Genomic DNA, 26060 nt, shown 5'->3' on the forward strand with positions numbered 1-26060 from the left:
CACGGGAAACCTCTTTGTGGTTGGGTGGTGGGACATGGGTGGAACATGAAGCGGGACTTGCGGTGGAACTCATGTGCCTCGGAGGTCGTCGGCGATGCGCCGGCTGCAGGCGCGGGCGGCCCACAGCACGTTGCCGGTGAGGATCCGGCGCTCGCAGGCCGCCATCAGCAGCAGCGGGACCGGGGCCGGGATGGCCAGCATCAGGACCTTGCCTGCGCTGGCTTCGGCCATCAGTGATTCCAGCTCGCCCAGCGCCAGCTCGCGCCCGACCGCCGCGGCCAGGGCCAGCATCGAACTGGTCATCGCCGCCAGGCGTTCGCCGCTGCCGGGCGCGCCATTGGCGACCGCGATGGCAAAGCCGTCCACGCTGGCGACCACCGCGCTGCGCACGCCGCCGACCTCGCTGGCGAAGGCCTGCAGGTGTGCCTGGACCAGGTCGCGCTGCTGCGCGGGCAATCCATCAATCATGGCGGCCGACCAGTTCGGTGGATTCGATCTCACTCATCAGCACATCCATCACCATCAGGATCTGGTCGACTTCGCGTGCGTCCAGCGGCAGCACCGGCAGCGGCCGGCCGCGTTGCTCAAGGCGCCCATGGAAGGGGTCAAGGCTGGCATCGGGCTTCAGATCCAGGCGCGAGATGCCGACCACGGTCGGCACCTGGGGCGCGTGGGCTGCCAGCGCATCGAGGTACGTATCGAAATGGGCCGCGGCCTGGTCGCTGGCGCCATCGACCAGCACCACGATCCCGGCCGCGCCGGTCAGCAGGATCGGCCAGATGAACTCGAAGCGCGCCTGCCCCGGCGTGCCGACCAGGCGCAGCCGGTCGCCATTGGGAAGGTCGACATCGGCGTAGTCCATCGCCACGGTGGTCAGCGCCTTGGTCAGGCTGGCGTCGGTGTTGTGCACGTCGGTGTCCACGACCCGGCCATTGGCCACGGTTCGTACCAGCGTGGACTTGCCCGCGCCCATCGACCCCAGCACCACGATCTTGTGCTCCCGCACGTTCAACCTCCTCTTGTGCGACGCACGCCGCGCCACATGCTGGCCAACAGGGCGCCGGGGCCACGGTGGCGGGTGGGCGGTGGCGTTGGCTCCACCGCGGTTTCAGCTTCCACCTGGGCGTAGCCGGACAGCCAGGCGGCGTTGAAGAAAGCGCGGACCGCGCCTGGGTCCACGCCGAGGGCATGGCTGGCTTCCATCGCCGTGCAGGCACGGCGCAGCAACAACGAGCACAGGCGGAAGTCGTCGTGACGATGGGCCAGCACGCGGAAGTCCGGCCAGCGCTGTAGGCGCAGGCGGTGGTTTTCCTCCATCGGCGCCAGCAACAGCGGTGTCGTGGTCATGCGCAACCCGGCCTGCCACAGCAGGGGAATCAGGGCGACGCTGTGGAGTTCGACAAACAGTGCCGAATAGCGCGGCGCCGGCAGCGTGCGCAGCGCGAGCTTTTCGAATGTCCGGCTGAGCAACTGGGCTGGTGGTTCGTCGAGGCCCGTCGCGCCGGGCGGCACGAGGGCCAGCAGCCGGCGGAAATCCAGCAGCAGGACATCGTGTCCGTCCAGCGACAGTGCGGCCACCGTACCGGCCTGCAGCAGGCGCGCGCGCAATGCCTCGCTCAGGGGCGAGGGATCTTCGGCTGGCGTGTCGGGGGCAACGACAGGCATGGCCGTCGCGCCTGGTGCGGCGATGGCCTGCAGGCGTTGCAGGGTCTCCTGCACCTGCGCATCGGCCAATGGCGCGGGCGGCTGGTGCAAGGCGTCACAGAGCGTGCCGTCCTCGCGCAGCGACCACATCGGCAGCCAGGGATGGTTGGCGACGATGCGCTGTGCCGCACTGCGCAGCATGGCATCGTCCCGGACCACCAGCAGGTCGCAATCGGCGAAGTCATGGGACAACTGCAAAGCTGGAGACTGCATGCCAGCCGTGGCCTGCAACCGTTGCAGCAAGTCGAGCTCGCCGTGAAGGTCCGATCCGAGGATCAATACCTTGGTCATGCGACAGTTCCTCATCGCACCACGCACTGCATGATGCCGGTCACCCCCCTGGCGACCGTCGATGTCATGAATCTAGGCGGCCGCCAACGCGCTGTGGGTGATGCAGCACGCAGTTCCGTGAATGCAAGGATGATCGCGTTGAACAGGTGTGAGGTGTTCGATGTTTACGGACACGACAACATCCGCGTCACTGTCGGGATTGTCACCGGCACGACATACCGCGGTGATGGTTGGCAGGGTTTGTCGAGCGAGGCCCGTATGTGCGGATCGATGATTCCGGCGCGACGCGCGTTGGCCAAGTCCATCCCCGCCAGGCCGTCGATCGCGATGTAGTGCGGGCAGCCCAGAATGAGAACGGGCCCGCTTCCTTGCGAAAGCGGGCCCGTTGCTTCATCGCGGCGGTGGGCTTACTTGCCCAGCAGCGCCAGCGCGTCGTTGAAGGTCTTGCTGGGACGCATCGCGGCACCGACCTTGGCCAGGTCCGGGTGGTAATAGCCGCCGATGTCCTGCGGCTGGCCCTGGGCACCGTTGAGCTCGGCCACGATGGTGGCTTCGTTGTCGGTCAGCGCCTTGGCCAGCGGGGCGAACTTGGCCTTCAGTGCGGCGTTGTCGTCCTGCGCGGCCAGCGCCTGGGCCCAGTACAAGGCCAGGTAGAAGTGGCTGCCGCGGTTGTCGATCTCGCCGACCTTGCGGGCCGGGGACTTGTCGCTGTCCAGGAACTTGCCGTTGGCCACGTCCAGCGCCTTGGCCAGCGTGGCGGCGGCGGCGTTGTCGTAGGTCTGGCCCAGGTGTTCCAGCGAGGCGGCCAGGGCCAGGAACTCACCCAGCGAATCCCAGCGCAGGTAGCCCTCTTCGACGAACTGCTGCACGTGCTTGGGCGCCGAACCGCCGGCACCGGTTTCGAACAGCCCGCCGCCGGCCATCAGCGGCACGATCGACAGCATCTTGGCGCTGGTGCCCAGCTCCATGATCGGGAACAGGTCGGTCAGGTAGTCGCGCAGCACGTTGCCGGTCACCGAGATGGTGTCCTGGCCCTTGCGGATGCGCTCCAGCGAGAACTTGGTGGCTTCCAGCGGCGGCAGGATGCGGATATCCAGGCCGGTGGTGTCGTGGTCATTCAGGTAGGCCTGGACCTTGGCGATCACCTGCGCGTCGTGGGCACGCGCGCTGTCCAGCCAGAACACGGCCGGGGTCGCGCTCAGGCGGGCGCGGGTCACGGCCAGCTTGACCCAGTCCTGGATCGGCGCGTCCTTGACCTGGCACATGCGCCACAGGTCGCCTTCTTCCACGGCGTGTTCGAACACGGTTGCACCCGCCGCATCGGTGACGACGACCTTGCCGTCGCCGACGATCTGGAAGGTCTTGTCGTGGCTGCCGTATTCCTCGGCCTTCTGCGCCATCAGGCCGACGTTGGGCACCGAGCCCATGGTGGCCGGGTCGAACGCGCCGTTGGCACGGCAATCATCGATGGTGGCCTGGTACACGCCGGCGTAGCAGCGGTCCGGGATCACCGCCTTGGTGTCCTGCAGCTCGCCCTTGGCGTTCCACATCTTGCCGCTGTCGCGGATCATCGCCGGCATCGAGGCATCGATGATCACGTCCGACGGCACGTGCAGGCTGGTGATGCCCTTGTCCGAGTTGACCATCGCCAGTGCCGGGCGCTTGGCGTATTCGGCATCGACGTCGGCCTTGATCGCCTCGGCCTGCTCGGCCGGCAGCTTGGCGATCACCGCATACAGGTCGCCGATGCCGTTGTTGGGGTTGAAGCCGACCGACTTGAGCACTGCGCCGTGCTTGGCCAGCACGTCCTTGTAGAACTCGCCCACCACGATGCCGAACAGCACCGGGTCGGAGACCTTCATCATCGTGGCCTTCAGGTGCACCGAAAACAGCACGCCCTGCGCCTTGGCATCGATGATCTGCGCATCGATGAAGCTGGCCAGCGCCTTCTTGCTCAACACCGCGGCATCGACGATCTCACCGGCTTTCACCGCCACCTTGTCCTTGAGCACGGTGGTGCTGCCATCGTTGCCGACGAAGCTGATCTTCAGCGCGCCAGCCTCGGCCACCGTCACCGACTTTTCGCTGCCGAAGAAATCACCCGATTCCATGTGCGACACGTGGGTCCTGGAGTCGGTCGACCACTTGCCCATGCGGTGCGGGTGCTTGCGGGCGTAGTTCTTGACCGACAGCGGCGCGCGGCGGTCGGAATTGCCTTCGCGCAGCACCGGGTTGACCGCGCTGCCCTTGGTCCGGTCGTAGCGGGTCTTGATGTCCTGCTCGGCATCGGTGGCCGGCGCGTCCGGGTAGGCCGGCAGCGGGTAGCCCTGGTCCTGCAGTTCCTTGATGGCGGCTTTCAGCTGCGGCACCGATGCGGAAATGTTGGGCAGCTTGATGATGTTGGCTTCCGGCGTGGTCGCCAGCTCGCCCAACTCGGTCAGGTCGTCGGCAACTTTCTGCCCGGCGCTCAACAGGTCCGGGAACTGGGCCAGGATGCGGCCAGCCAGCGAGATGTCGCGGGTCTCGACCACGATGCCGGCGGTGTCGGTGTAGGCATCGACGATGGGCAGCAGCGACTGGGTCGCCAGGAACGGGGCTTCGTCAGTCAGCGTGTAGATGATCTTGGGCGTGTTGGACATGCGGGATCTGTCTCTCTTGCGGATGCGGGGACGCGGGAATGTGAAGCGCGGCGCACGCCGGTGGGCGAATCGGGGGGCTGCCCATCGAACGTGCCGCTGGCATCAAGGCCGGGCCTCCGGCGTGTTCCTTGCCGCAGGCGGGGCCGTGAGCAGCCAAGCACGCCATTGTCGCGGCTAACGCGTGGCAGGGCAAAGCTGCGCACCCGTATGGCGCGGGTTGCTGTGTTGCAGTCGTCGTGCCGCAGCAATGGTTGCCGCGGAAAGCATCAAATCGCGCGCGGCCTTCTACAATAGGCGCATGAACATGCCCAACCCCGCCGTCCGCCTGAAGAACGCCTGGCGTTCCAGCCACCCTTGGATCTTCCAGAAACTGGTGGACAAGCCGCCGCAGAAGCCCAAGCCCGGCACCATCGTCGACGTGTTCGGCGTGGACAACGCCTGGGTGGGCCGCGGTTTCTACAACGGCCATTCGCGCATCGCCGTGCGCATCCTGGAAACCGATCCGGACGTGCAGGTGGACCAGGCCTGGTTCAACGACAAGATCGCCCAGGCGGTGTCGCTGCGCCGCGACGTGCTCAAGCTGGATGACGTGTCCGACGCCTGGCGCGTGGTCCACAGCGAAGGCGACGGCCTGTCTGGCCTGGTGGTGGATCGTTATGGCGACCTGATCGTGGTCGAGTTCTTCGCCGCCGGCATGTTCCGCCACCGCGAGTGGGTGTTCGAGGCGCTGCGCCTGCAGTTCCCGGGCTGCCGCTTCCATGTGTTCGCCGAAGAACACGTGCAGAAGCAGGAGAGCTTCGATTTCCACAGCACCTCGGGCACCGAGGCCGAAGTCATCACCGAATACGGCGTGAAGTTCCGCGCCGACCCGGCCGGCGCGCACAAGACCGGCTTCTTCGCCGACCAGCGCGAGAACCGCCAGTGGCTCAGCCAGCTGGCCGCCGGCAAGACCGTGCTGGACCTGTGCTGCAACACTGGCGGTTTCGCGGTGTACGCGGCCGCGCGCGGCGCCAGTGAAGTGGTCGGCGTGGATATCGACGAAGACGTGATCGCCATCGCCAAGGGCAATGCCAGGCTCAACGGCGTGCGGCCCAAGTTCGTCCAGGCCGACATCTTCCCGTACCTGCGCGATGCCGCTGCGCGTGGCGAAAGCTACGACATGGTGATCCTGGACCCGGCCAAGATGACCCGCGACCGCGAGCAGGTGATCCCGGCGCTGAAGAAGTACCTGGACATGAACAAGCTGGCGCTGGGCGTGGTCAAGCCCGGCGGCCTGTTCGCCACGTTCTCGTGCACCGGGTTGGTGGCCGAACATGAGTTCCTGGACATGCTGCGTCGCGCGGCCTACTTCTCCGGCCGCACCATCCAGATCCTGAAAGTCTCCGGCGCCGGCCCCGATCATCCGTTCATGGCCCACGTGCAGGAATCGCGCTACCTCAAAGCCGTGTTCTGCCGGGTGTTCTGATGAGCACGGCGCGCGCGGCGGGCAGCAGACTCACCCGCGCGCTGTTCGGCCTGTCCGACTTCGTCGCCAGCCTGGTGCTGGTGTTCGCGGTCCTGGGCATGGTCCTGGCGCCGATGGTGCTGACCCAGCCACGCGTCAACGGCACCGAGCCATTGACCCATGTGGAAGGACTGCTGGTTGCGGCCGACTGCGCGCTGCTGGCGCTGGGCGCCTGGTTCACCGGTCGCCGGCGCATCACCGGCCTACTGGTGCTGATGGTTGCGGCGGCGGTGGCGTTGCTGCTGCCCGCCGCGGGCGTGTTGTTGCTCGCCCTGGTGTTGATGGCGATCTTCGCGTTGCCCCTGTTCTGCGCATGGCGTGAGCTGCGTGGACAGCGCGGGGCGGCGCCGGAAAGCACGGCCCCGCGTCGCGCGCCAGACTGACGCGGAGGCGCGGCGGCGTGTCCGCGGGCGTTGCGCTACAGCGTGACGCGCTGCGGCTCCTGCGTGGGCTGCGCCTGCGTGGTGGAGGCGGGATCGCGGGCCTGGTTGATCGCATCCACCCGCTGCAGGGAATCGGCCTGCGGGGTCTGCATGGCCAGGCCGGCATCCATCGACGCCCGGCGCTGGCCGGGGTCCTGCAGGTTGCCTTCCACCAGGAAGATGTTCGGGCCGCCCCCGGCGCTGGTGCCGCGCCCCAGCATCACGTGGTCGACACGATGGAAGCCCTGTTCCTTCGCCAGGACCAGCAAGCTGTGGCTCATGCGGCTGGCATCTTCGCCCCGCGCATAGCCCTGTGCAGTCACGCCCGCTTCGATCTGCTTGAACAACGGGTGGTCCGGATGGCCCGCCTGGTCCGGTGCCAAGCGCGTCGGTGATCCATCGGGCGCGGCCGCGCCCTGGAACACGATCGGTACGTGGGTGAAGGTACTCGCGGTGTGGTCGAAATGGTGCGCGGTCGGTGGCGTGGTGCTGGTGTCCTGGTACGGCATGGCGCTGGTGTTGCGACCCAGGTTGATGCCGTTCTGTTCCATCAGGTCTTCGCTCAGGTGCAGCTGCTGCAGGTTCATCTGCAGCGAAGCCTTGCCATCGCCGTAGGCACGTTCGGACTGCACGATCAGGCCGACGCCCCACGACCCGTAATAGTTCGCATAGTCCGAGTTGCCGTTGTGGCCCAGTCCGGTCTCAGCCGGGGAATGGTCGAAGTAGTTCTTGCCCATGCCTTCCACGTTGTGCGCGGTTGGCTGCAGGTGCAGGTCCGCATCCAGGCTGAGGTTGGGCTTGGCGGTGTAGGTGTAGTTGGGCGGCGTACCGGCGCGATCGATGAAGTCGGCCGCTCGGAACGGACTGGCGGTGTAGACGTCTTCCAGCGTGGCGGCGGGCTTGCCGGTCTGGACCATGCCGACCAGCGCATTCCAGCCGGCCACTTCGGCGCCAGCTTCGTCACGGCGGTTGGCGGCGATCAGGTTCCCCAGCACGGGCGTGTAGTCATGCGTCGCGCCCTTGCTTTCGGCGACTTTCTTCGCGTCATCGATGAAGTCCTGGGTGGCCTTGCTGGTCGCGGCATTGTTGAAGCCGTGCTGCAGCTCATGGCCCAGCACGAAGGTCGGCTCGGCGGCGTCGAACGGCGTGCCGGCGTGCGGCGTGGCCAGCACCGACAGCGGCAGGCGCATTTCCTTGGCGCTGCCGTCGTACTCACCGCCGGCGTTGGTGCCGACCGGCAGCGGCACGATGTGCTTGAGGTGCCCCGCCTTGACGGCATCGTTGATCTGGCTCACCAGCGCAGGCGAACCGTTGATGACATGGGTGAGGTTGGCGGCGTGGTCGGCGCTCACGCCGGGCTGCTTGGCGAATTCATCCACCAGCGCCTGGGCTTCCTTGGTCAATGGCATGTCGGCACTCCTTGGCCTTTAAGGGATGGTCACCATGCGTACGCAGCGGTGCGCGGCGGCCTCGGCGGTCTCGCCCTGCGGATAGACGCTGACGCGCAGGCCGGGCTTGTCGAACCATTCCTTGACGAAGCGCCCGTGCTCGGCGCGATACGGGGTGCGGGTGAACCCCATCGCTTCCAGCTTGGCGGTGAAGGCGTCGTAGTCCATCTGGCAGATCGGCGTCATCGGCGCGTCGGCCTGCGAGGGATTGAAGGCGAATTCGAACCTGGACGCATCCGGCGTCGTCGCATCCAGCCCCACGCCGTAGGTCCACTGGGTGTCGAGGGCCTCGCCGAAGCCGTAGCGCGCGCTGCCATCGCGTGCGGTCTCCATCGGGATTCCCATCACCTGGCTGATGTGCGCGGGTGTCAGGTCGGCCAGGCCGTGGCTGTCGTCGATCAGATCCAGCACGCGTTGCAGGGCCTGCGGTGCGTCGAGCCTGGGTGATGCGATGGAAGCGGGTGCGGCGGTGGTCATGGCGGGCTCCTCCTTGGAAGACGTGGCGCGTAGGGCATGCGAACACGCCGGCAACGCCATGCAGGCGGCCAGCAGCAGCGGAGTGGAACGGGCAGGGCTCATGTGGCGGGGGATCCTCATGCAGCGGTGCGGTCTTGGCAGATAGGGGACTGACAAGCGGTACCGGAGTGAAGCACCAAGTGCCAGATGGCGCAACACGACGTGTGAGGAGGTGAGAACTTCGACAACGTCGGGCCTGTTGCGATGCTGCGCCCGGGGCCGGAGTGGAACGCGGTTCACACCGACGAGCAGGTTCTGATCCCGGCCGGCGGCGCGGCTATGATCGGGCCGTGCATCCTCCCCTCCCACTTGCGATCCGAGACCATATGAAACGTCGCGCTTTGAGTCTTTCGCTTGCGCTGCTGCTGGCCGCGCCGGCCGTTGCCGGTGCCGTCGAGTTCACCCCGCAGGAGCTGGCCCGCGCCACAGCCCTGCAGAAAAAACTGGTGACCCTGGATTCGCACCTGGACACGCCGGCCAATTTCGAACGTGCCGACTTCGACATCCTAGCCGCGCACCCGGGCAACCTGCTGTCGCAGGTGGACTACCCGCGGATGGTGCAGGGTGCGCTGGATGGCGGCTTCTGGGCCGTGTACACCGGCCAGGGCGACCGCAGCGAGAAGGCCCACCTGGACGATCGTGATGACGGCCTGCAGCGCCTGTCGGTGATCCATCAGCTGCTGGCCGCGCACCCCGACACGTTCGAGGAAGCCACGACCCCCGCCGATGCAGCGCGAATCAAGGCCGAAGGCAAGCGCATCGTCTACATCAGCATGGAGAACGCCAGCCCGCTGGTCGCCGATCCCTCGCTGCTGTCGTTCTATTACAAGCAGGGCCTGCGCCTGATGAGCACGGCGCACTTTCTCAACAACGAGTTTGCCGACTCGGCCACCGACCCCAAGGGTCCGGAATGGCACGGGCTGAGCCCGGCCGGCAAGGCGTTGGTGCAGCAGGCGCAGAAGCTCGGCATCGTCATCGACCAGTCGCATGCGTCCGATGACGTGTTCGACCAGTTGATCGCTATGTCGCCGGTGCCGATCCTGCTTTCGCACAGCGGCGCACGCGCCGTGCACGACCATCCGCGCAATATCGACGATGCCCGCTTGAAGGTGCTGGCCGCGCATGGCGGCGTGATCCAGATGAATTCCTATAGCGGCTACCTGATCGACAACGGTGCCAGCCCCGAGCGCAAGGCCGCCGAAGGCGCGCTGATGGGCAAGTACGGCGACTGGGAACACATGAAAGTCGCCGACGGCGCCAAGCTCACCGCCGACCTGAAGGCGCTCGATGCCAAGTACCCGGTCCGCAAGGCCACGCTGGATGATTTCCTGGCCCACTTCGACCACACGCTCAAGCTCATCGGCCCCGAGCATGTCGGCATTGGCATGGACTGGGATGGCGGCGGTGGCGTGGCCGGCATGGAGGATGTGTCGGACCTGCCCAAGATCACCGCCTGGCTGTTGCGCAAGGGTTATACCGAACAGCAGATCGCCGATATCTGGGGCGGCAACGTCCTGCGCGTGATGCAACAGGCCCAGGACTGGGCGGCCAGTCAGGCGCACTGATCCTTCGCCTCCAGGCAACGGCCAAACCGGAAAGGCGGCGAGAAGGACCTGTGTGTAGAAGTGGCCCATGGCCGAAAGGCTTTACCGGGGACACCTCATCGCGGCCATGGGCCGCTCCTACAACGGCCATGCATCAGCACGTAGCCCGGGTAAGGCCAAAGACCGCACCCGGGGAGATCTTGCGGCCAGGTGTGCGGCACCATCGACGTCAGCGGTCCAATGGACTGAGCACGCCATGGACGCCCCGGTTCAACACGTGCGTGTAGATCTGCGTGGTGGTCACGTCCTTGTGGCCGAGCAGTTCCTGCACGGTGCGGATGTCGGCACCTGTTTCCAACAGGTGCGTGGCGAAGCAATGGCGCAGGGTGTGCGGCGTGACCGGCTGGTCCAGGCCCAGGCCGATCGCTGCGCGACGGACTGCGCGCTGCAGCACCTTTTCATCGATGTGATGTCGCTTGCGCACCCCATCGCGCGGGTCTTCTGAAATGCGCGTGGCGGGGAACACGTATTGCCAGGCCAGCTCCTGTGCCGCGTTGGGATATTTGCGCGCCAGCGCATGCGGCAGATGCACCCTTCCAAGCCCCACCGCCAGGTCGCGTGCATGGAGCAGGCGCGTGTCCTGCAACTGCCGTTCAAGCACGGGCCGTAGCGTTCCCGGCAGTACCGTCACCCGGTCCTTGCCGCCCTTGCCATCGCGCACCAGCAGCATGTTGCGCGCCAGATTCACGTCCTTTACCCGTAGGCGGATGCATTCCATCAGCCGCAGGCCGGCGCCATAGAGCAACCCGGCCATCAACGCCTCACGACCTGACAGCTGTCCCAGCAGTTGGCGGACCTGCGTCTGCGAGAGCACCACCGGCAACCGCCTTGGAGCCTTGGCCCGCACGACGTTCTCCATCCAGGGCAGATCGATGGCCAGCACTTCCCGGTACAGGAACAGCAGTGCCGACAGTGCCTGGTTCTGGGTGCTGGCTGCCACATGGTCGCGCGTAGCCAGCCGGGTCAGGAAAGTCTCAACATGTGCCCCGTCCAGCTGCGCAGGATGGCGCATGCCATGTTCGCGGATATACCGGCGAATCCAGCCCAGATACGCCTGCTCGGTGCGCAGGCTGTAATGCTTGACGCGCAACCGCGCGCGGACCTGTTCCAGCATGCGTGGCCTCGGCCGGACCTGCTGCGCGTCTTTTATCGGGGTATGCAGCTCGTCATATGACATCGCAGGGCCTCCATGCCCTCCATCCATCGCCATCCTGACCAGCAGCATTTTCCAGGACAATCAGTAACGTCTTCAATCAACGTAGGAATTTCCCGATTGACCAGTTCGAATCGCCGGCAGAAGATGCGGCATACGCCCCAGCTTGGGGTCTACTAGTAGTTAGCCGCCTCACCAGACCATCCGCAGTCCCAAGGGGGAGCACGTGGGAAACATTTTGGCAGTTGTTATCTGGGCCATCATCATGGCTTGGATAAGTGCATACGCGACAAAGAAGACAAAGGAACTTGAGGGCACAAGAAAATTGCGAGCAATTCAAGCCCTTCTCGTAATAGGAGTGGCCGCTATAGTTGCCTTCGCCTATTACAGAATAAAATCTTCATACAGCTAGGGCCGCCGCAGAGAGGTGGCTAACAATTCATTCAAGCCGAACTTGTTTCGTTACAGCAAAAGCGTGGCAGAAAAAGCTTGCCACGCTTTTGCCTCCACTACACAAGTCGGCTTAATTCAGGCGTTAGAGCTGCACTGGTGCATAAAGGGGGCACATGAGAAAGCCAGATCAGACCAAAGAGATTGGCCAGGCAATCGTGGTAGCCACAAAGCCAGAAAACCTTGACGCTCTCAGAGTCTGGGCGCAGACAATGCTTGATATAAGAGCCAGTAAAGCGCCTGCTCTACAGAAAGCTAAGGCCGCAATAGTGGCTTCCACGGACAAGAAGGTTCTGGCGCCGATCCTTCAAGTTGCTTGGAAAGAGTTGAAGCGTGTTGGCTGGGAGGAACGTGGGCTCCCCGCACGTATGGCTATGGCTGCAGCAGTCGCTGCACTAACTCTTTCTGGGCAAGGCGCTGGGATAGCTGCGTTGGGTGGCGCAATTGGCGTTCCACTCTTTGTCGTGTTTGGCGCGGGCGGTGCTCTGGCTGGGGTGATTGTCGACGAGATCAGGCGAAAGAAGTGACTATTGCCTGCAGCCCTAACAATTCATTCAAGCCGATGCCGCTTCACGGCTCGGCTTAATTCAGGCGTTAGAGCCCACGTGAGATTCCCGGCACCGACAAATGAAGAGATCGCTGAAGTTGAGAGTACGGTTGGCTACTCCCTCCCATCCGCGCTCATTGGGCTTTATGCAAAACGTGGAAATGGTGGCTTCGGGCCGGACTATGGCTTGCTCGGCTTGGGTTCCGGCCATCTGACGGACCAAGGCGACACGGCTATAAGCCTCTACCGCATCTTCAATGAGCCAGACCCTGAAGATCCTGGCTGGGCTTGGCCCAAGAGCTTACTTCCCATCCTCCACGTTGGCTGCGCCATCCACTACTGCATAGACTTGGCCGAGCCAGACAATCCTGTCGTCAAGTTTGATCCAAATGGGTTTGGTCCGGGGGACAACTGGCACGCTGCGTTTTCGGTAGCTTTTCCAAAGCTGGAGCCTTGGCTTGGTGGGCTCTAACAATTCATTCAAGCCGATGCCGCTTCGCGGCACGGCTTAATTCAGGCATTAGGCCTCGCATGACAGCACCCCGACGAGTTGCAATCGCATACGGCGTCATTGTTGCTTTGGCCGCAGCATGGGCTTGGTACGTAGACGTGCGCCTTCTTCACTCCGCTCAGGAGCATCTCTTGCCCGACATTGTGCTGGCGGCTGTGTCACTTCCCGCGTCGCTCTCCGTCGGCCCTATGTACGAGACCTGGCCCACGTTCTTCTCACGCCCTTTCACCCCACTCGCCTGGCTGACCCTTTGCGGCGCTGGGCAGATCACCTTATTGTTCCTCGCTTCGGGTCTGCTGCCGCGCGTATTGCGCAGCGAGGCCTAACAATTCATTCAAGCCGAACCCGCTTCGCGGGTCGGCTTAATTCAGGCGTTAGGCCGCTTATGGACATGGCCGCAAGGTCAAGAAAGCCGCATCTCGCAGTTTGGCTGCTTACCTGCCCACTTCTCTTGGTCGCGGCGGTCCTGGTGCTGCCGCGCTTCAACCTCTATGGCACGCCCGCAGAGAGGTACACGCTTCTTGCTCTCCTGGCTTTGCCCTTGGTCGGCGCGATTGGCATCGCCCGTTACATGCAATCCACGCTTCTGGCTCGGCTGCTGCTCGCAGCGGGCTATCTGATTGCGGGCCTTGTGTTAGCTCTGTACGCGGTTATCTTCGTCGGCTGTTCGTGGGCAGGCGCATGCTTCTAGTGCGCGGCCTAACAATTCATTCAAGCCGAAGCCGCTTCGCGGCTCAGCTTAATTCAGGCGTTATGCGGCTGTAGGGCAGGGGAGTTTGTTCGTGCTGCAATCGGATCGGCCGCATCACATCCAGCATTATGGTTCGCTTGTACTGGCGCTGGTTTGGCCTTCGGACAACGCCCATGGCTTGCGTCGCGGTTTCGCCTCTGGTCCTTCGGTGGCTTGGCCGGGTGCGCTGACGCGCACGGCTGTTGTGGTGTCTGGTACTTTGCCGCATAACAATTCAATCAAGCCGAACTGGCTTCGCCAGTCGGCTTATTTCGGGCGTTAGGTGCCCAAAGTGAAACTCCGCACTTTGACAAAGGTTTTCACCTTCCTTGTAGGCGCATGCATCGCCTTGCTTGGAGTGGTTTGGGTCTTCGTGGCGGCATCGGGCGCGGTCAAAACCGATCCAGTCGCAGGCTATGTTGCTGGTGCTGGGTTCTTGCTGGTAGCAGCGCCACTGCTGGCATTTCCCTTTTCTACTCGCGCCGCCAAGTCTTTGCTTGTTCTTGCCATGTTCGTTCTAGCGTTCGGCATGCTTTGGCTTGCATTCCAGCCCAGCTCGCCTGCCAATCACCCAGCGCTTGTCCAAGTGGCTGCTATCGCATTTGCTGTAATGTTGGTCGCACGTGTTGTGCTGGTTCTGCGCCGCAAACGTTCCGCGTTGGGCACCTAACCAGTCGTTCAAGGCGGACGGCTACGCCGCCGCTTAACTCCAGCGTTAGGCCCCTTGCTCAGCAGGATCGCAAACTTGATAGATCTCAAACCAACTCGGCTTGCACTCGGTGCAGTCTGGGTTGGCTGCGCGCTTCTACTGGGGCCTTTCGTTGTTGTCCTGCTTGTTGTGGGCTTTCGCGAGCCCGGACTTCTTGCGCTGGGCCTAGGAGGTGCCGCCGGTTTTCTAGGTGCCTTTTTCCGCATCGGCGCCGGCCGCCGTTTTTTTATGCTTACCAAATGGGAGCGCGGAGGCATAGCCATTTCCATAGCCAGCGGGGTAGCTGCCTCATTCCTCGCGGCACTCGCTTTGCCCGGAAACATCTACTGGAGCACACTCACTCCACCAATTGGGTTAATCGGCTTGCTTCTTCTGGCAGGCTCACTCAAAGGTCCCGCACCGGGGCCTAACAATTCGTCCAAGCCGACGCCACTTCGTGGCGCGGCTTAACTCAGGCGTTAGGCCGCGGGAGATAAGGTGCGCGACATTGACGCAATCATTGCTCAGCTGTATCTGACACATCCGAACATATCGGCAGCGCAGCTTACTGTCTTACATCCCGAGAGTGACGATGACGGTTTGTGGTTCTTCCGCCATCCGGCTACTGACATTGAGGTGCAACTTGAGTCCAGTTCCGGATCTTGCCCGTTCTTGTTTGAAAGTTCGAGGTCGTCTGATCGGCTCACCGCGAGCAATGTCGAGCAAGCTGTTGCATTCGTGGTCGCTGGACTTGGCCTCCCCGGGCCAGCGGCCTAACAATTCATTCAAGCCGAACCCGCTTCGCGGGTCGGCTTAATTCAGGCGTTAGGCCCGTCAGGAAAGACTGTGGCGATTGGTAAGAACAGCAACTTAGAACTGAAAGCGTGCCCCGCTTGTCGCGGTAGCGGTAAGGTCAAGTGCCCTGACTGTCACGGCAAGGGAAAACCTCATGACTGTCAAACCTGCTGGGGCACATCCAGTGAGCCGCTGAGTGGCCGGAGTGTTCTCTGCCACAGGTGCAAAGGTTCAGGTCGTGTTTCGCGCATCTGAGCTTGCGGACGGGCCTAACAATTCATTCAAGCCGAAGCCGCTTCGCGGCTCGGCTTAATTCAGGCGTTAGGCCGCTCTGGAGATTCGCGCATGTGCAACGCATGGAATCACGATCCTAGCTGCACATGCGGTTTTGGCGGAGAGGGCACGGCAACAGAGCCTGATATCGCTCGTAGTCGTGTCGCTGGCACAGTATCTCAATGGGACCATTCAGATGAATTCTGCAGCCCAACCAACTGCCCAGAATGTGGCGCTAGTGTCTACTTTATTCGCCACAACGGCGGCTCTGTTTGGCTAGATGAGCTTGGTAGTCCCTGGCCAAAACATGGTTGCTTCGATATGACCTACGTTGGATACAAGATCAAAAGCACGATCACCGAGATAACTAGCAGACTTGGCGTCGTGACAGAGACAGAGGTACTTGAGCCTGGGGAGACAGGCCGCATTGTTATTAAATGCAATGACGGATCCGTCATTGACTCAAGATTCAAGACGAATTGGGATTTGGTAAAACTTGTCGGCATCCTGGTGGCTATACATCGCACAGATACGGGACTATCCATCGTGCGCATTGGAGCGGCCTAACAATTCGTTCAAGCCGAACCCAAATCGTGGCGGCGCCCACGTGCCTACGCTACGCTAGCACGCAGTCGCCGCCCCGCTCCGGGTCGGCTTAACTCAGGCGTTATGCGGCTGTAGGACAAGGAGAGTTCGTTCGTGCTGCAATCGGATCGGCCGCATCACATCCAGCATTATGGTTCGCTTGTACTGACGCTGGTTTGGCCTTCGGACAACGCCCATGGCTTGCGTCGCGGCTTCGCCTCTGGTCCTTCGGTGGCTTGGCCGGGTGCGCTGACGCGCACGGCTGTTGTGGTGTCTGGTACTTTGCCGCATAACAATTCAATCAAGCCGAACTGGCTCCGCCAGTCGGCTTATTTCGGACGTTAGGCGTGTTGCTTTTTGTTGGGCTGGCATCGCGGCTTGCTGATACGTCTTGGCTAGCTGACACTTGTTAGGTCACCGCATCGGAGCGTTCACGTGACAAGCCCTGCATCGGAAGCATCGCAAGACATTCAGCACGTCGGCTTGCCAGCCTGGCCGGCGACCTTCGTTGGGCCATGCTGGCCTAACCAGTCAATCAAGCCGAAACCGCTTCGCGGTTCGGCTTATTTCCAGCGTTAGGTGGCTGCCATGACATTTCGTGAAGTTCACATACTCTCGTACTTCTCGCTGCTCACTGATTTGGCTGCATCCTTACAGAGCTGGCCCGAGTTTCATGGCGGCGACGAGTATCACGTTGACCTATTGGACTGCCGCGAGAAGGTAGCTGTCCGTCTCATCGAGCCAAATGGCGAGTCACCGTACGTTTCGGTTGCGGGGCAAGGTCGCGGGCGACTCTTTGATCAAGTTCTTGGTTTTGTCATCCACTCGTTGGCAGCTCACAGTGACAATCTGATGGTGGACCGTGTTAGCTAGCACGCCACCTAACAATTCATTCAAGCCGAACCCGCTTCGCGGGTCGGCTTAATTCAGGTGTTAGGCACCTAAGGAGAAATATGGACGTCTTACGGAAAATTTCAGCGAGTCTCCTGGCTTTAGCCCCACTGACAGCGGCTGCCGCTGAGGCTGCCGAGAAGACTCAAGATGCCGCTACTAGGTCAGGCGTCTCGGCCATCTGGATTCTTGCAAACGTCAGCTACGCAGGGATGCGCGCGCAAAATAGCTCCAGCGCCGTCTGGCGAATCGTTGCATTTATTTTTGGCTTCCCTGGCACCTTTATTAGCTTTCTGGCTATTAAGGAGGGTGGTGAGAGAGCCTATGGAGTTGAGCTCCCCCGCCGCGCGCCCCCCAGCAACGGTGCCTAACAACTCAATCAAGCCGAACTGGCTTCGCCAGTCGGCTTATTTCTGACGTTAGCCCGCAGGGAGCGCTTCATGACGTTCAAGGTCGGACCTTCAAAGCCCCTCGATGAGATCTCTGCACAGGACGCGCAGACACACCCTATCTGGCTTTGGGTGTGGGAGGTCGGTCCCGAGGATCAGGCCGACGATGAGACTTGGCAGTGCCCTGTCCTTGATACAAAGGATGTCTCGGAAGCAATGACGGAACCGGTCATTACTCTCATCACTAAGGACAGCAGCCTCATTGCCTCTGCTAGCTACATGTCGGAGAGCGAGCAACTTGAGGGCATTGCCGTCTGGCAGGGCGGCGCCTGGGTTGGGATTGGCGAGGCAGCCCTGCCTACACCAATCACGCTGGTTGCCGTCCCAACAATACGGGGCATCGCAAACGTTGAGTTCATTTGCAGCCAACTCGCCGAAGATCGTGCATCGCGTGCGGGCTAACAATTCATTCAAGCCGAACCCGCTTCGCGGGTCGGCTTAATTCAGGCGTTAGGCCGCATGGACAGATTCAGTATCATTTTGATAACTACGTTATCTTTCCCGTTCGTGCTGTGCGCATGCGCCCCGGATGAGCAGGGTAGGCCAGCAACCACGCTATGCGCAAAGGCATCATTTCGTGTAACTGGAAGAGCTGACATCCTTGAAGCACGGGAGTTATTCTATAAATCAGCACTCCTTTTACGTAAAAACTTCTCAGATACCAGCCATACATCAACGGGCAATGAGCTTGCTCCTTGGTCATACACGCATGCGGAGATCACGACAGGATTTGGCCCCAAGATAGTCCTAGGAGGTCATAGCGACTATCCGTTAGGCAACGGCAATGACCCGGCATCAGATATGGACATTTACTTGTTCGATGTGCGGCAGCCGGACAAGGTTAAGCCGTGCGATCAACATGCAAGGATGCTCTACGAACAGGTAATAGACGTTATGGGTAAGAGATGGCCTGTTACACATTCAGGCATTCAGCCTCATAAGCTGCGGCCTAACAATTCATTCAAGCCGAACCCGCTTCGCGGGTCGGTTTAATTCAGGCGTTAGGCCGCTTATGGACATGGCCGCAAGGTCAAGAAAGCCGCATCTCGCAGTTCGGCTGCTTACCTGCCCACTTCTCTTGGTCGCGGCGGTCCTGGTGCTACCGCGCTTCAACCTCTATGGCACGCCCGCAGAGAGGTACACGCTTCTTGCCCTCCTGGCTTTGCCCTTGGTCGGCGCGATTGGCATCGCCCGTTACATGCAATTTACGCTTCTGGCTCGACTGCTGCTCGCAGCTGGCTATCTGATTGCGGGTCTTGTGTTAGCTCTGTACGCGGTTATCTTCATCGGCTGTTCGTGGGCAGGCGCATGCTTCTAGTGCGCGGCCTAACAATTCATTCAAGCCGAAGCCGCTTCGCGGCTCGGCTTAATTCAGGCGTTAGACTTCGCCTATGAACCACACGCACAACTTTGAGGAGTCAGGCTGGGCTTTCGACGCCCTGGTCAACACCGCGTCGTTTACAACGAGGCACGTTCTTGAAGGTTCTCGGCCAATCCTCGAGGTTTATCACGACCATGACGGAGAGTGGCAGTTCATGTGTGGCACAACCAATGCCACGGCGGATGCAAAACTTGTCTGCCTTGGCTGCGTGATTGAGCGTGACCCGACCCTCACTCAGCTTGCCGACATGCCAGCCGGGTGGCTTGCTTACCGAGAGTCACCGGAGCATCCGTGGTCCAGAGAGGAGTACGCGGACAGTGATACAGCGGATGAGGTCTAACAATTCATTCAAGCCGAACCCGCTTTGCGGGTCGGCTTAATTCAGGCGTTATGCGGTTGTAGAGCAAAGGAATTTAGTTCGTGCTGCAATCGGATCGGTCTCATCACATCCAGCATTCTGGTTCGCATGCGCTAGCGCTGGTTCGGCCTGCGGACAACGCGCTTGGCTTGCGTCGCGGCTTCGCCTCTGGTCCTTCGGCAGCTTGGTCGGGTGCGCTGGCGCGCACGGGCGTCGCGGCGTCTGGTACTTTGCCGCATAACCATTCAATCAAGCCGAACCTGCTTCGCAGGTCGGCGTATTTCAGGCGTTAGCGAGCAAAAGGAGACTCCATGGCACGGACCTATAGAGCGCATCACCTCGCAGCTTTTGCATGCCTCGCGATAGGCTGCAGCGGTGTAGCAAAGTTTCCTGGCACCAGTGGCTTGGTTGGACTTTTCGGCTTCCTTGGCCTCGCAAGCTGCTTCCTCCTTGAGCCATCGCTGGCAAGCCAGACTAATCTCCGCCAGCTCCGACACCCCAAAAAAGCTAGCTTGGCCATGGCAACATCTTTGGCATTCGTGGTTACCAGCGTCGCCATCTGGGGCTTCGCTCGCTAACAATTCATTCAAGCCGAACTTGTCCGCTGACGTGGCCAAGTCGGCTTAATTCAGGCGTTAGGGCTCACTCATGGGTAGAACCAGCGGATCGAGCTTCAACAGGCAGGAACTTCTCGCCAGTGAGATTGCAGTTTGCTATTACTGCTCAACCCAGTTCTCCCCGTCTGAGATAGCGTCATGGTGTGATGGTGACGAGCCTGGCCAAACCGCTATCTGTCCCTATTGCAGCGTTGACTCTGTTGTTGGTTGGAATGGCGCGGTGGATCCGGAGTGGGTAGCCACAATGCATAATTCGGCATTCGGGTAGCACGGTAGTGAGCCCTAACAATTCATTCAAGCCGAACCCGCTTCGCGGGTCGGCTTAATTCAGGCGTTAGGTGCCATGACAAGCATCCCGGTAGTTGATCCAAATAACCATTGCGGAGTGGTCGCATCGCTGCGCTGACATTCGGCGCTCGTCACGTAAATTCCTGATCGGCTGGCTCGTTCTTCTGGAACTTCTAGTCATGCCACCCATTCTCGGTTGGGTAAAGCCATATCCGTACTCGCTGCTTGCGGGATTCGGTGCCCTATTTGTGCTGGCTGCCCGCGCTCAGTTTTCCCGCTATACGCTTCAGTGCCCTAACTGTGGCAACCAGCCCGTTGCCGCTTGGCAGCAAACTCCACTATGGCAAATTGACCACTGTTCAAGGTGTAATCATTGGCTGCGAGACCCAAGGCGCGGCAATGGCACCTAACAATTCATTCAAGCCGAACCGGCTTCGCCGGTCGGCTTAATTCAGGCGTTAGGCGGTCGGCGGCTTTTTCAGTGTGGGCCAGTGATTGCTTTTCGTGCAGTGACTGCCGGACACTTCGCTGGGGTTAGATCGGAGAGATTACGGGTTGGGGATTGCATCGGACGCATCGCAGGACAATCAGTGGGTCGGCTTGCTGGCAAGGCGTGCTCCTTGCCCTGGGCACTGCTGGCCTAACAACTCAATCAAGCCGAACTGGCTTCGCCAGTCGGCTTATTTCGATCGTTAGGCCCCTTTTGGAGAGTTTCGTTGATCTTCATTTCGCACAATTATAAAGACAAGGCCCTCGTCGAGCAGATTGCCTTGCGGCTCAAGGATATCTTTGGCCAAGAGAACGTCTTCTACGATTCTTGGTCTATCCAGCCGGGCGATGGAATCATCGACAAGATGAATGAAGGGCTAGGTGCTTGTAAGCTCTTCCTATTCTTTGTGTCGAAGAACAGTTTGCTAAGCAACATGGTCAAGTTAGAGTGGCAAAACGCTGTGCTCCAAGCAGCCAAAGGAACGAGCAAGCTCATTCCAGTGAAGCTTGATGATTGCTTTATGCCGCCTATCCTGGCCCAAAACTTGTACATCGACCTATATGGTCACGGCCTTGAAGTTGCTCTTCGGCAGATCGTAGATGTTTCCGAGGGCCGCAATACCTTTCAGGCTGGTCCGCAAGAGTTCTCTAATCTGCGCGCGTATGCCTATGAAGATGGTGCCTCAACCTTCATCGAATGCCATGCCGAGCACTATTTGGAGCCTATTTCAAATTTCGTATTTCTCGTGGAGAACAAGGCCGGCGAACTGAACTTCGTGTACAAGTCGGGAAATACGTGCAATGCCGGCTTCAATGAAGGCGTCAAGCTAGACAACGGCATGGTCGTGAACGGGCAGCTAATCGGCGTCGACCGCGGAACGGTGCCAGGCTTCCCTGTTGTCGTGCAGGTCATCCCGGTCGGCAGTGCCAAGGTTCGCCTGATAGGTGTGCTGCACGAGAAGAAGGCAGGCAATTGGTCCGGCATCCCGGTGGTGGCCGGTCGCAAAGGGGCCTAACAATTCATTCAAGCCGAAGCCGCTTCGCGGCTCGGCTTAACTCAAACGTTAGGCGACGCTTAGCCGTTTGGCGAATTCAAACCAGGGCAATAGGGGGCGTTCTATGGGTGGATTGAGCTTGTGGCATTGGAGCATTCTTCTGGTCTTCTCGTTGGCGTGGATAATCCCGCTCTGGCGAATCGTCGGCAAGGCTGGCTTTCCAAGCGCACTATCCCTTCTAGCGCTTGTGCCCGTCGTTAACTTCGTAATGCTTTGGGTCTTCGCGTTTGTTCGTTGGCCAGTTCGACGGGATGCCGCCTAACAATTCATTCAAGCCGAAGCCGCTTCGCGGCTCGGCTTAATTCAGGCGTTAGGCCCCTTGCTCAGCAGGATCGCAAACTTGATAGATCTCAAACCAGCTCGGCTTGCACTCGGTGCAGTCTGGGTTGGCTGCGCGCTTCTACTGGGGCCTTTCGTGGTTGTCCTGCTTGTTGTGGGCTTTCGCGAGCCCGGACTTCTTGCGCTGGGCCTAGGAGGTGCCGCCGGTTTTCTAGGTGCCTTTTTCCGCATCGGCGCCGGCCGCCGTTTTTTTATGCTTACCAAATGGGAGCGCGGAGGCATAGCCATTTCCATAGCCAGCGGGGTAGCTGCCTCATTCCTCGCGGCACTCGCTTTGCCCGGAAACATCTACTGGAGCACACTCACTCCACCAATTGGGTTAATCGGCTTGCTTCTTCTGGCAGGCTCACTCAAAGGTCCCGCACCGGGGCCTAACAATTCGTCCAAGCCGACGCCACTTCGTGGCGCGGCTTAACTCAGGCGTTAGACCGCAAAGGAAACTCCATGACGCTTGAAGAAGAAGCAGAAGGTGCTACCAAGCTGCTGGCCGGACGGGTAGTTGAGACTATCTGGCGTCGTCGCCCAGGAGAGATCGTTATCCAGTTCACCGATGGGAGTCGACTTTTTGTCGACATCAATGACGCTTCCCTTGAGCTTTCCGTCACCAATTGCAACGGCGGTTAGTCAAGCTGCTAGGCAGCGGCCCAACAATTCATTCAAGCCGAACCCGCTTCGCGGGTCAGCTCAATTCAGGCGTTGGCGCCTTATGACAATTGATCAGCAGGCCCGAGCAACTTTGGCCGAGTCAACTCGCTGGCTCATTGGCGCTCGCATTACCAATTTCCAGTTCGACGATACGGTGCCAAAGTCAGCCGATCCGGCGATCCGTGAAATCTACAACCAGTTTTTGTGGTTGCTCTACTGTGACCTTCGGGAGCATCGCCTGATCGGTGCTGACAAACTGTCGCAAATGCAAAGAGACATGGCAGTCCGCTGTGTACTCTTCCTCAAGTCGGGTCTTCCTTACTTGTGGCCCGTTCTCTCTCGCGGTCAGTCCGTACTGCTAACCTTTGGCAACTTGCTGACATTTGGCTTGGCCGGACGCATCTACTTCCGTTGGCTAAGTTCCGCCGGCGACATGTCGTACTGGCCATTCTTGTCTCAGTCTCAGTACGCTGCCGCACTCGGCGCGCCTGTGTACCTATCCGGGACGGGCGCTAACAAATCGTTCAAGCCGATGCCGCTTCGCGGCACGGCCTAACTCAGGCGTTAGGCCTCTATGAAACTTCGCATATGTCTTGTCGCCGCAATTGCAGTTCTACTGGCTAGCTGCACTACTGGCCGCTCCGATATCACGGAAAACGAGTGTGACATCTCTTGGATTGGAAGCAGTCAACTATCGCCTCAGAGAGCGTGTGACCTGCGAGCTCTCGCGAAGCGCTGTGCTGCGTCTGATCGTTGTCAGATCCAATGCGAAGCTAGGGGTGGCCCTCCAAACGTAGGCGGTGGGTGTGCTCATGTGTGCAGTAGTGACATACAGACTGATGGGGACATTGCAAAGAATGGAGGCACATTTTCCACCACAGAGTCCGTCGCTTGCTACAACCAGACACGGTAGGCGGCCTAACAATTCATTCAAGCCGACGTTGCCTCGCGGCGCGTTTTAACTCAAGCGTTAGGAATTCCTTCGACGATCCCGCCATGCTGCATATCCGTCAGTTTCAAGAGTCCGACTCGATCACCGAACTTACGTCATTGCTTCATCGGGCATATGCTCGTCTCGGCAACATGGGGTTGAACTACACCGCAGTGAGTCAAACACCGGAAGTCACCGCCAAGCGCATTCGCGGCGGGAACTGCTTCGTTGTCGCCACCGGCCCGAAGCTCGTCGGAACAATCGTTGCCCAACCAACATATGCAGAGAATGAGTGTGAATACTTCACCCGCCCCGGTGTAGCGGCGGTACACCAATTTGCAGTCGACCCGGAGCATCAGGGTTCAGGCATCGGCCGCATGCTCCTTCAACGCGCAGAGCAATGGGCCAAAGAGTCTGGCTTCGTTGAGCTCGCGATGGACACTGCCGAACAAGCCACACATCTCATTGAACTCTACGCCCGTCTTGGCTACCAGCACGTCGGTTGGGTTCAGTGGCATGGCAAGGTGTATCGCAGCGTGGTTCTTAGCAAACGCCTCGCCACGAATGCCTAACCCTTCCTTCAAGCGGACAGTCAACGGGCTGCGCCCGTCGTTTGCCACTTAAGTCAAACGCTAGGCGCGATAAATGAGCCGAGCTGATACTCGTAGAAAAGCGAGGTCTGATCGATTACTTGCGAAGCGCAAGGAGTCTGCTTCCGCGCGAGCCGAGGTGAGTAGCCGCAAGCAACAGCAGTATGATGCGTTTTTGGATGAGCACGGCCATCGCTTCAGGACAAGAGATAAGCTCCTCTTACGACCTAAGTTCATCGCCGGTCTACTTTGGTGGCCCATCAAGATTTGGTCGCCGGACGAGTCTCTACATCAACAGCGGCGTCGCGGCCGTCATGGCAATCGCGCCTAACAACTCATTCAAGCCGAGCCCGCTCCGTGGATCGGCGTGCTCCGAGCGCTAGCCGCATGAAACGGTCCACCGCATCCAATGTTGCAATCGCTCTGGCCGTGTTTTCCTGGCCACTCGTGTGCTATGGGGCAATGTCGCAGCTTGGCGACTACGCGCCATCAACGCCGAACGAGGTCATCGTGGCCAGTCGGCACCGGTCGTTCTCCATCCTGGTCGTTGGCTTGTTGTGCTGGGTATCTTCCATCTGGCTCTCCGGCTATGGCTTTTCCGGTGCCAAGGTTCGCTCGTCCATTGCGTTTGCCGGCTGCTTGTCGCTGCCGTTGGTTGCTATCGTCGGTCTGTGGAGCTGACAATGTGGCCAAAGATGGGCTGAAGCCGAATGGCCGGTCATGACCAGCAGAAGCGGGGGTTATCCGGTCTTTTTCTGACAGCCGTTCAAGCCGGAATGGCTTCGCTCTTCCGAGAGGACGTTGTGGATCAGCTCGGCGGCTCGGATCGCGCTGTTGTGGGCCGCCAGCACAGCTGACTGGGTTGAGTTGAGGATTGGGTTCGATGATGAAGCGATTGCTGCCGCTGATGGTCATGCTGGGGGTTTCGGGCGGCGTCAGAGCGGCCAGCGTCTGCGAGCGCCTGCCCGTGGATCCGGAGTTCCCCGCCGGCTTGAGCGGTAGTTACGAGATCGTGGGGAAGGATCCGGCAAAGGGGACTGTTTACACCGGCACTCTCACCCTCGACTACGGTAAAGACAGCTATGTGCTTAGCCGGGGTACTGACGGTCAGACGCTTCACGGCGTTGCCTGGATTCAGCGTTGTGGCGTGGACAAGATCAGGACCCTGCTCGTCCGATATGACACGCAGCCAGCAATAGAGATGGCCTGCGCGCTGCAAACAGATGGTGACAACTATTATCGGGCAACATGCAGGACGCGACAGGGCGGGGACCAATCGGGTGGGCTGGAGGCTTGGTTTCAGAAGCCATAAGTGCGCGCATTGACGAACCATTCGAGAAGAAGCCGCTCTGCGGCTCGATTTAAATCAAACAGCTGGACTGTTTTCAGGCGCGACGCGGCCCGATGATTTCAAAATTTCCTCGTTGGGTGTGGGCCGGAACATGGGTGCTTGCCTTCATCGCGGGCATCGTCAATGTCGTGGGTCTGCTCGGCTTCGAGCATCAGGGCATTACCCATCTCACGGGTAATTCGTCTTTGCTGGCTGAATCGCTGGCCACGTTGAATATTCCGGGGATGCTCCACTTCTCGGCGCTCATTGGTTCTTTTGTCGCTGGCGCGGTCATCAGCGGAATCCTCATCCGGGACAGCGCACTTCAGCTCGGCCGCAGGTATGGTGTCGCGCTGTTTCTGGTGTCGTTGCTGCTCTTTACCGCTGTTCCACTGCTTCAGCATGGAAGCGCGTATGGCATGTATGCCGCCGCGTGTGCGGTTGGCCTGCAGAATGCCATGGTGAGTACGTATAGCGGGGCTGTCGTTCGCACGACACACGTGTCCGGCATGTTCACGGATCTCGGCATCTTCCTTGGCCATGCATTGTGCGGCCTACCTGTTGATACGCGGCGCTTGCAGCTCTGTTTACTGGTCATCTCAGGGTTCGTCTGCGGGGGAATCGCGGGAACTTTTGCGTTCCGAGCGTTCGCCTATTCCGCGCTCCTGTTCCCGGCGGTCCTCACTGCGGCAACTTCCATTGCTTATGGGATCTATCGGACTCGCAAGGTGCGCGGGTAGTCCGTTGGTAATCAGCGGTCCAACAGTTCGTTCAAGTCGCCCGGCGTTTCGCGGTCGGGCCTATGCGTGTTCCACATCTCCGCGCTGCTACGTGCAG

22 protein-coding genes are annotated in these 26060 nt (G+C 60.6%); 15 read left to right on the forward strand and 7 right to left on the reverse strand.

What is annotated here, in order from left to right:
* Positions 1–69: 69 nt before the first annotated feature.
* The 3 genes from O8I58_RS12765 to O8I58_RS12775 are packed head-to-tail and all read right to left on the reverse strand — an operon-like array spanning position 70 to position 1845.
* Entirely contained in the window at positions 70–468 is a 399-nt protein-coding gene (locus O8I58_RS12765; protein ID WP_298316638.1) for a roadblock/LC7 domain-containing protein, read from the reverse strand.
* The gene (locus tag O8I58_RS12770) at positions 461–1006 is read right to left on the reverse strand and encodes a GTP-binding protein (RefSeq protein WP_298316641.1); all 546 of its coding nucleotides are present in this window, start codon (positions 1004–1006) and stop codon (positions 461–463) included. Before O8I58_RS12770 ends, O8I58_RS12765 begins: the two co-directional genes overlap by 8 nt.
* Positions 1007–1008: 2 nt before the next feature.
* Positions 1009–1845, reverse strand: coding sequence for a hypothetical protein (locus O8I58_RS12775; RefSeq protein ID WP_298316643.1), 837 nt, complete (start codon positions 1843–1845; stop codon positions 1009–1011).
* Between O8I58_RS12775 and O8I58_RS12780 the strand changes: the two genes are divergently transcribed.
* The gene (locus tag O8I58_RS12780) at positions 1807–2328 is read left to right on the forward strand and encodes a hypothetical protein (protein WP_298316644.1); all 522 of its coding nucleotides are present in this window, start codon (positions 1807–1809) and stop codon (positions 2326–2328) included. The genes O8I58_RS12775 and O8I58_RS12780 overlap by 39 nt on opposite strands.
* Before the next feature lie 74 nt (positions 2329–2402).
* Here the strand turns inward: O8I58_RS12780 and O8I58_RS12785 are convergent, their stop codons facing one another.
* Positions 2403–4634 carry an NADP-dependent isocitrate dehydrogenase gene (locus O8I58_RS12785; protein ID WP_298316645.1) on the reverse strand — a complete coding sequence of 744 codons (2232 nt, stop codon included), beginning with the start codon at positions 4632–4634 and terminating at the stop codon, positions 2403–2405.
* 298 nt (positions 4635–4932) lie between these two features.
* Between O8I58_RS12785 and O8I58_RS12790 the strand changes: the two genes are divergently transcribed.
* Positions 4933–6099 (forward strand): class I SAM-dependent rRNA methyltransferase, encoded by a 1167-nt coding sequence (locus O8I58_RS12790; RefSeq protein WP_298316653.1) that lies wholly within the window; start codon positions 4933–4935, stop codon positions 6097–6099.
* Positions 6099–6521, forward strand: coding sequence for a hypothetical protein (locus tag O8I58_RS12795; protein WP_298316656.1), 423 nt, complete (start codon positions 6099–6101; stop codon positions 6519–6521). The genes O8I58_RS12790 and O8I58_RS12795 overlap by 1 nt, the downstream gene beginning before the upstream one ends.
* A gap of 35 nt (positions 6522–6556) precedes the next feature.
* Here O8I58_RS12795 and O8I58_RS12800 read toward each other — a convergent pair whose 3' ends face one another.
* Together O8I58_RS12800 and O8I58_RS12805 are read right to left on the reverse strand one after the other, a co-directional pair.
* Positions 6557–7969: an XVIPCD domain-containing protein gene (locus O8I58_RS12800; RefSeq protein ID WP_298316659.1), complete on the reverse strand. Its 1413-nt coding sequence runs from the start codon at positions 7967–7969 to the stop codon at positions 6557–6559.
* Between the two features lie 18 nt (positions 7970–7987).
* Positions 7988–8587: a hypothetical protein gene (locus O8I58_RS12805; protein WP_298316662.1), complete on the reverse strand. Its 600-nt coding sequence runs from the start codon at positions 8585–8587 to the stop codon at positions 7988–7990.
* A gap of 263 nt (positions 8588–8850) precedes the next feature.
* On the opposite strand from O8I58_RS12805, the gene O8I58_RS12810 reads away from it, so the two are divergent.
* Positions 8851–10089, forward strand: coding sequence for a dipeptidase (locus O8I58_RS12810; RefSeq protein ID WP_298316665.1), 1239 nt, complete (start codon positions 8851–8853; stop codon positions 10087–10089).
* Positions 10090–10297: 208 nt separating this feature from the next.
* On the opposite strand, the gene O8I58_RS12815 is transcribed toward O8I58_RS12810, so the two are convergent.
* The gene (locus O8I58_RS12815; RefSeq protein WP_298316686.1) at positions 10298–11305 is read right to left on the reverse strand and encodes an integron integrase; all 1008 of its coding nucleotides are present in this window, start codon (positions 11303–11305) and stop codon (positions 10298–10300) included.
* Between the two features lie 542 nt (positions 11306–11847).
* On the opposite strand from O8I58_RS12815, the gene O8I58_RS12820 reads away from it, so the two are divergent.
* The 11 genes from O8I58_RS12820 (at position 11848) to O8I58_RS12870 (ending at position 25963) form a co-directional block, all read left to right on the forward strand.
* Positions 11848–12258, forward strand: a complete 411-nt coding sequence (locus O8I58_RS12820) for a hypothetical protein (RefSeq protein ID WP_298316688.1) — start codon at positions 11848–11850, stop codon at positions 12256–12258.
* Positions 12259–13174: 916 nt separating this feature from the next.
* Positions 13175–13480 carry a hypothetical protein gene (locus tag O8I58_RS12825; RefSeq protein WP_298316690.1) on the forward strand — a complete coding sequence of 102 codons (306 nt, stop codon included), beginning with the start codon at positions 13175–13177 and terminating at the stop codon, positions 13478–13480.
* A gap of 331 nt (positions 13481–13811) precedes the next feature.
* Positions 13812–14189: a hypothetical protein gene (locus O8I58_RS12830; protein ID WP_298316692.1), complete on the forward strand. Its 378-nt coding sequence runs from the start codon at positions 13812–13814 to the stop codon at positions 14187–14189.
* A 3002-nt stretch (positions 14190–17191) separates the two neighbouring features.
* Entirely contained in the window at positions 17192–17602 is a 411-nt protein-coding gene (locus O8I58_RS12835; protein WP_298316695.1) for a hypothetical protein, read from the forward strand.
* A gap of 2958 nt (positions 17603–20560) precedes the next feature.
* Positions 20561–21349, forward strand: coding sequence for a toll/interleukin-1 receptor domain-containing protein (locus O8I58_RS12840; RefSeq protein WP_298316696.1), 789 nt, complete (start codon positions 20561–20563; stop codon positions 21347–21349).
* A gap of 822 nt (positions 21350–22171) precedes the next feature.
* Complete coding sequence (locus O8I58_RS12845; RefSeq protein WP_298316698.1) at positions 22172–22351, forward strand: hypothetical protein; 180 nt, start codon at positions 22172–22174, stop codon at positions 22349–22351.
* A gap of 82 nt (positions 22352–22433) precedes the next feature.
* The gene (locus tag O8I58_RS12850; RefSeq protein ID WP_298316700.1) at positions 22434–22928 is read left to right on the forward strand and encodes a hypothetical protein; all 495 of its coding nucleotides are present in this window, start codon (positions 22434–22436) and stop codon (positions 22926–22928) included.
* A gap of 440 nt (positions 22929–23368) precedes the next feature.
* A complete protein-coding gene (locus O8I58_RS12855) occupies positions 23369–23875 on the forward strand; it encodes a GNAT family N-acetyltransferase (protein ID WP_298316702.1) in 507 nt (168 codons plus the stop codon).
* Between the two features lie 405 nt (positions 23876–24280).
* Positions 24281–24574 (forward strand): hypothetical protein, encoded by a 294-nt coding sequence (locus O8I58_RS12860; protein WP_298316704.1) that lies wholly within the window; start codon positions 24281–24283, stop codon positions 24572–24574.
* Between the two features lie 205 nt (positions 24575–24779).
* Positions 24780–25205 (forward strand): hypothetical protein, encoded by a 426-nt coding sequence (locus O8I58_RS12865; RefSeq protein WP_298316705.1) that lies wholly within the window; start codon positions 24780–24782, stop codon positions 25203–25205.
* 92 nt (positions 25206–25297) lie between these two features.
* Positions 25298–25963 carry a YoaK family protein gene (locus O8I58_RS12870; protein WP_298316706.1) on the forward strand — a complete coding sequence of 222 codons (666 nt, stop codon included), beginning with the start codon at positions 25298–25300 and terminating at the stop codon, positions 25961–25963.
* Positions 25964–26060: the final 97 nt, after the last annotated feature.

Source organism: Pseudoxanthomonas sp., from assembly GCF_027498035.1.
Taxonomy (GTDB): Bacteria; Pseudomonadota; Gammaproteobacteria; order Xanthomonadales; family Xanthomonadaceae; genus Pseudoxanthomonas_A.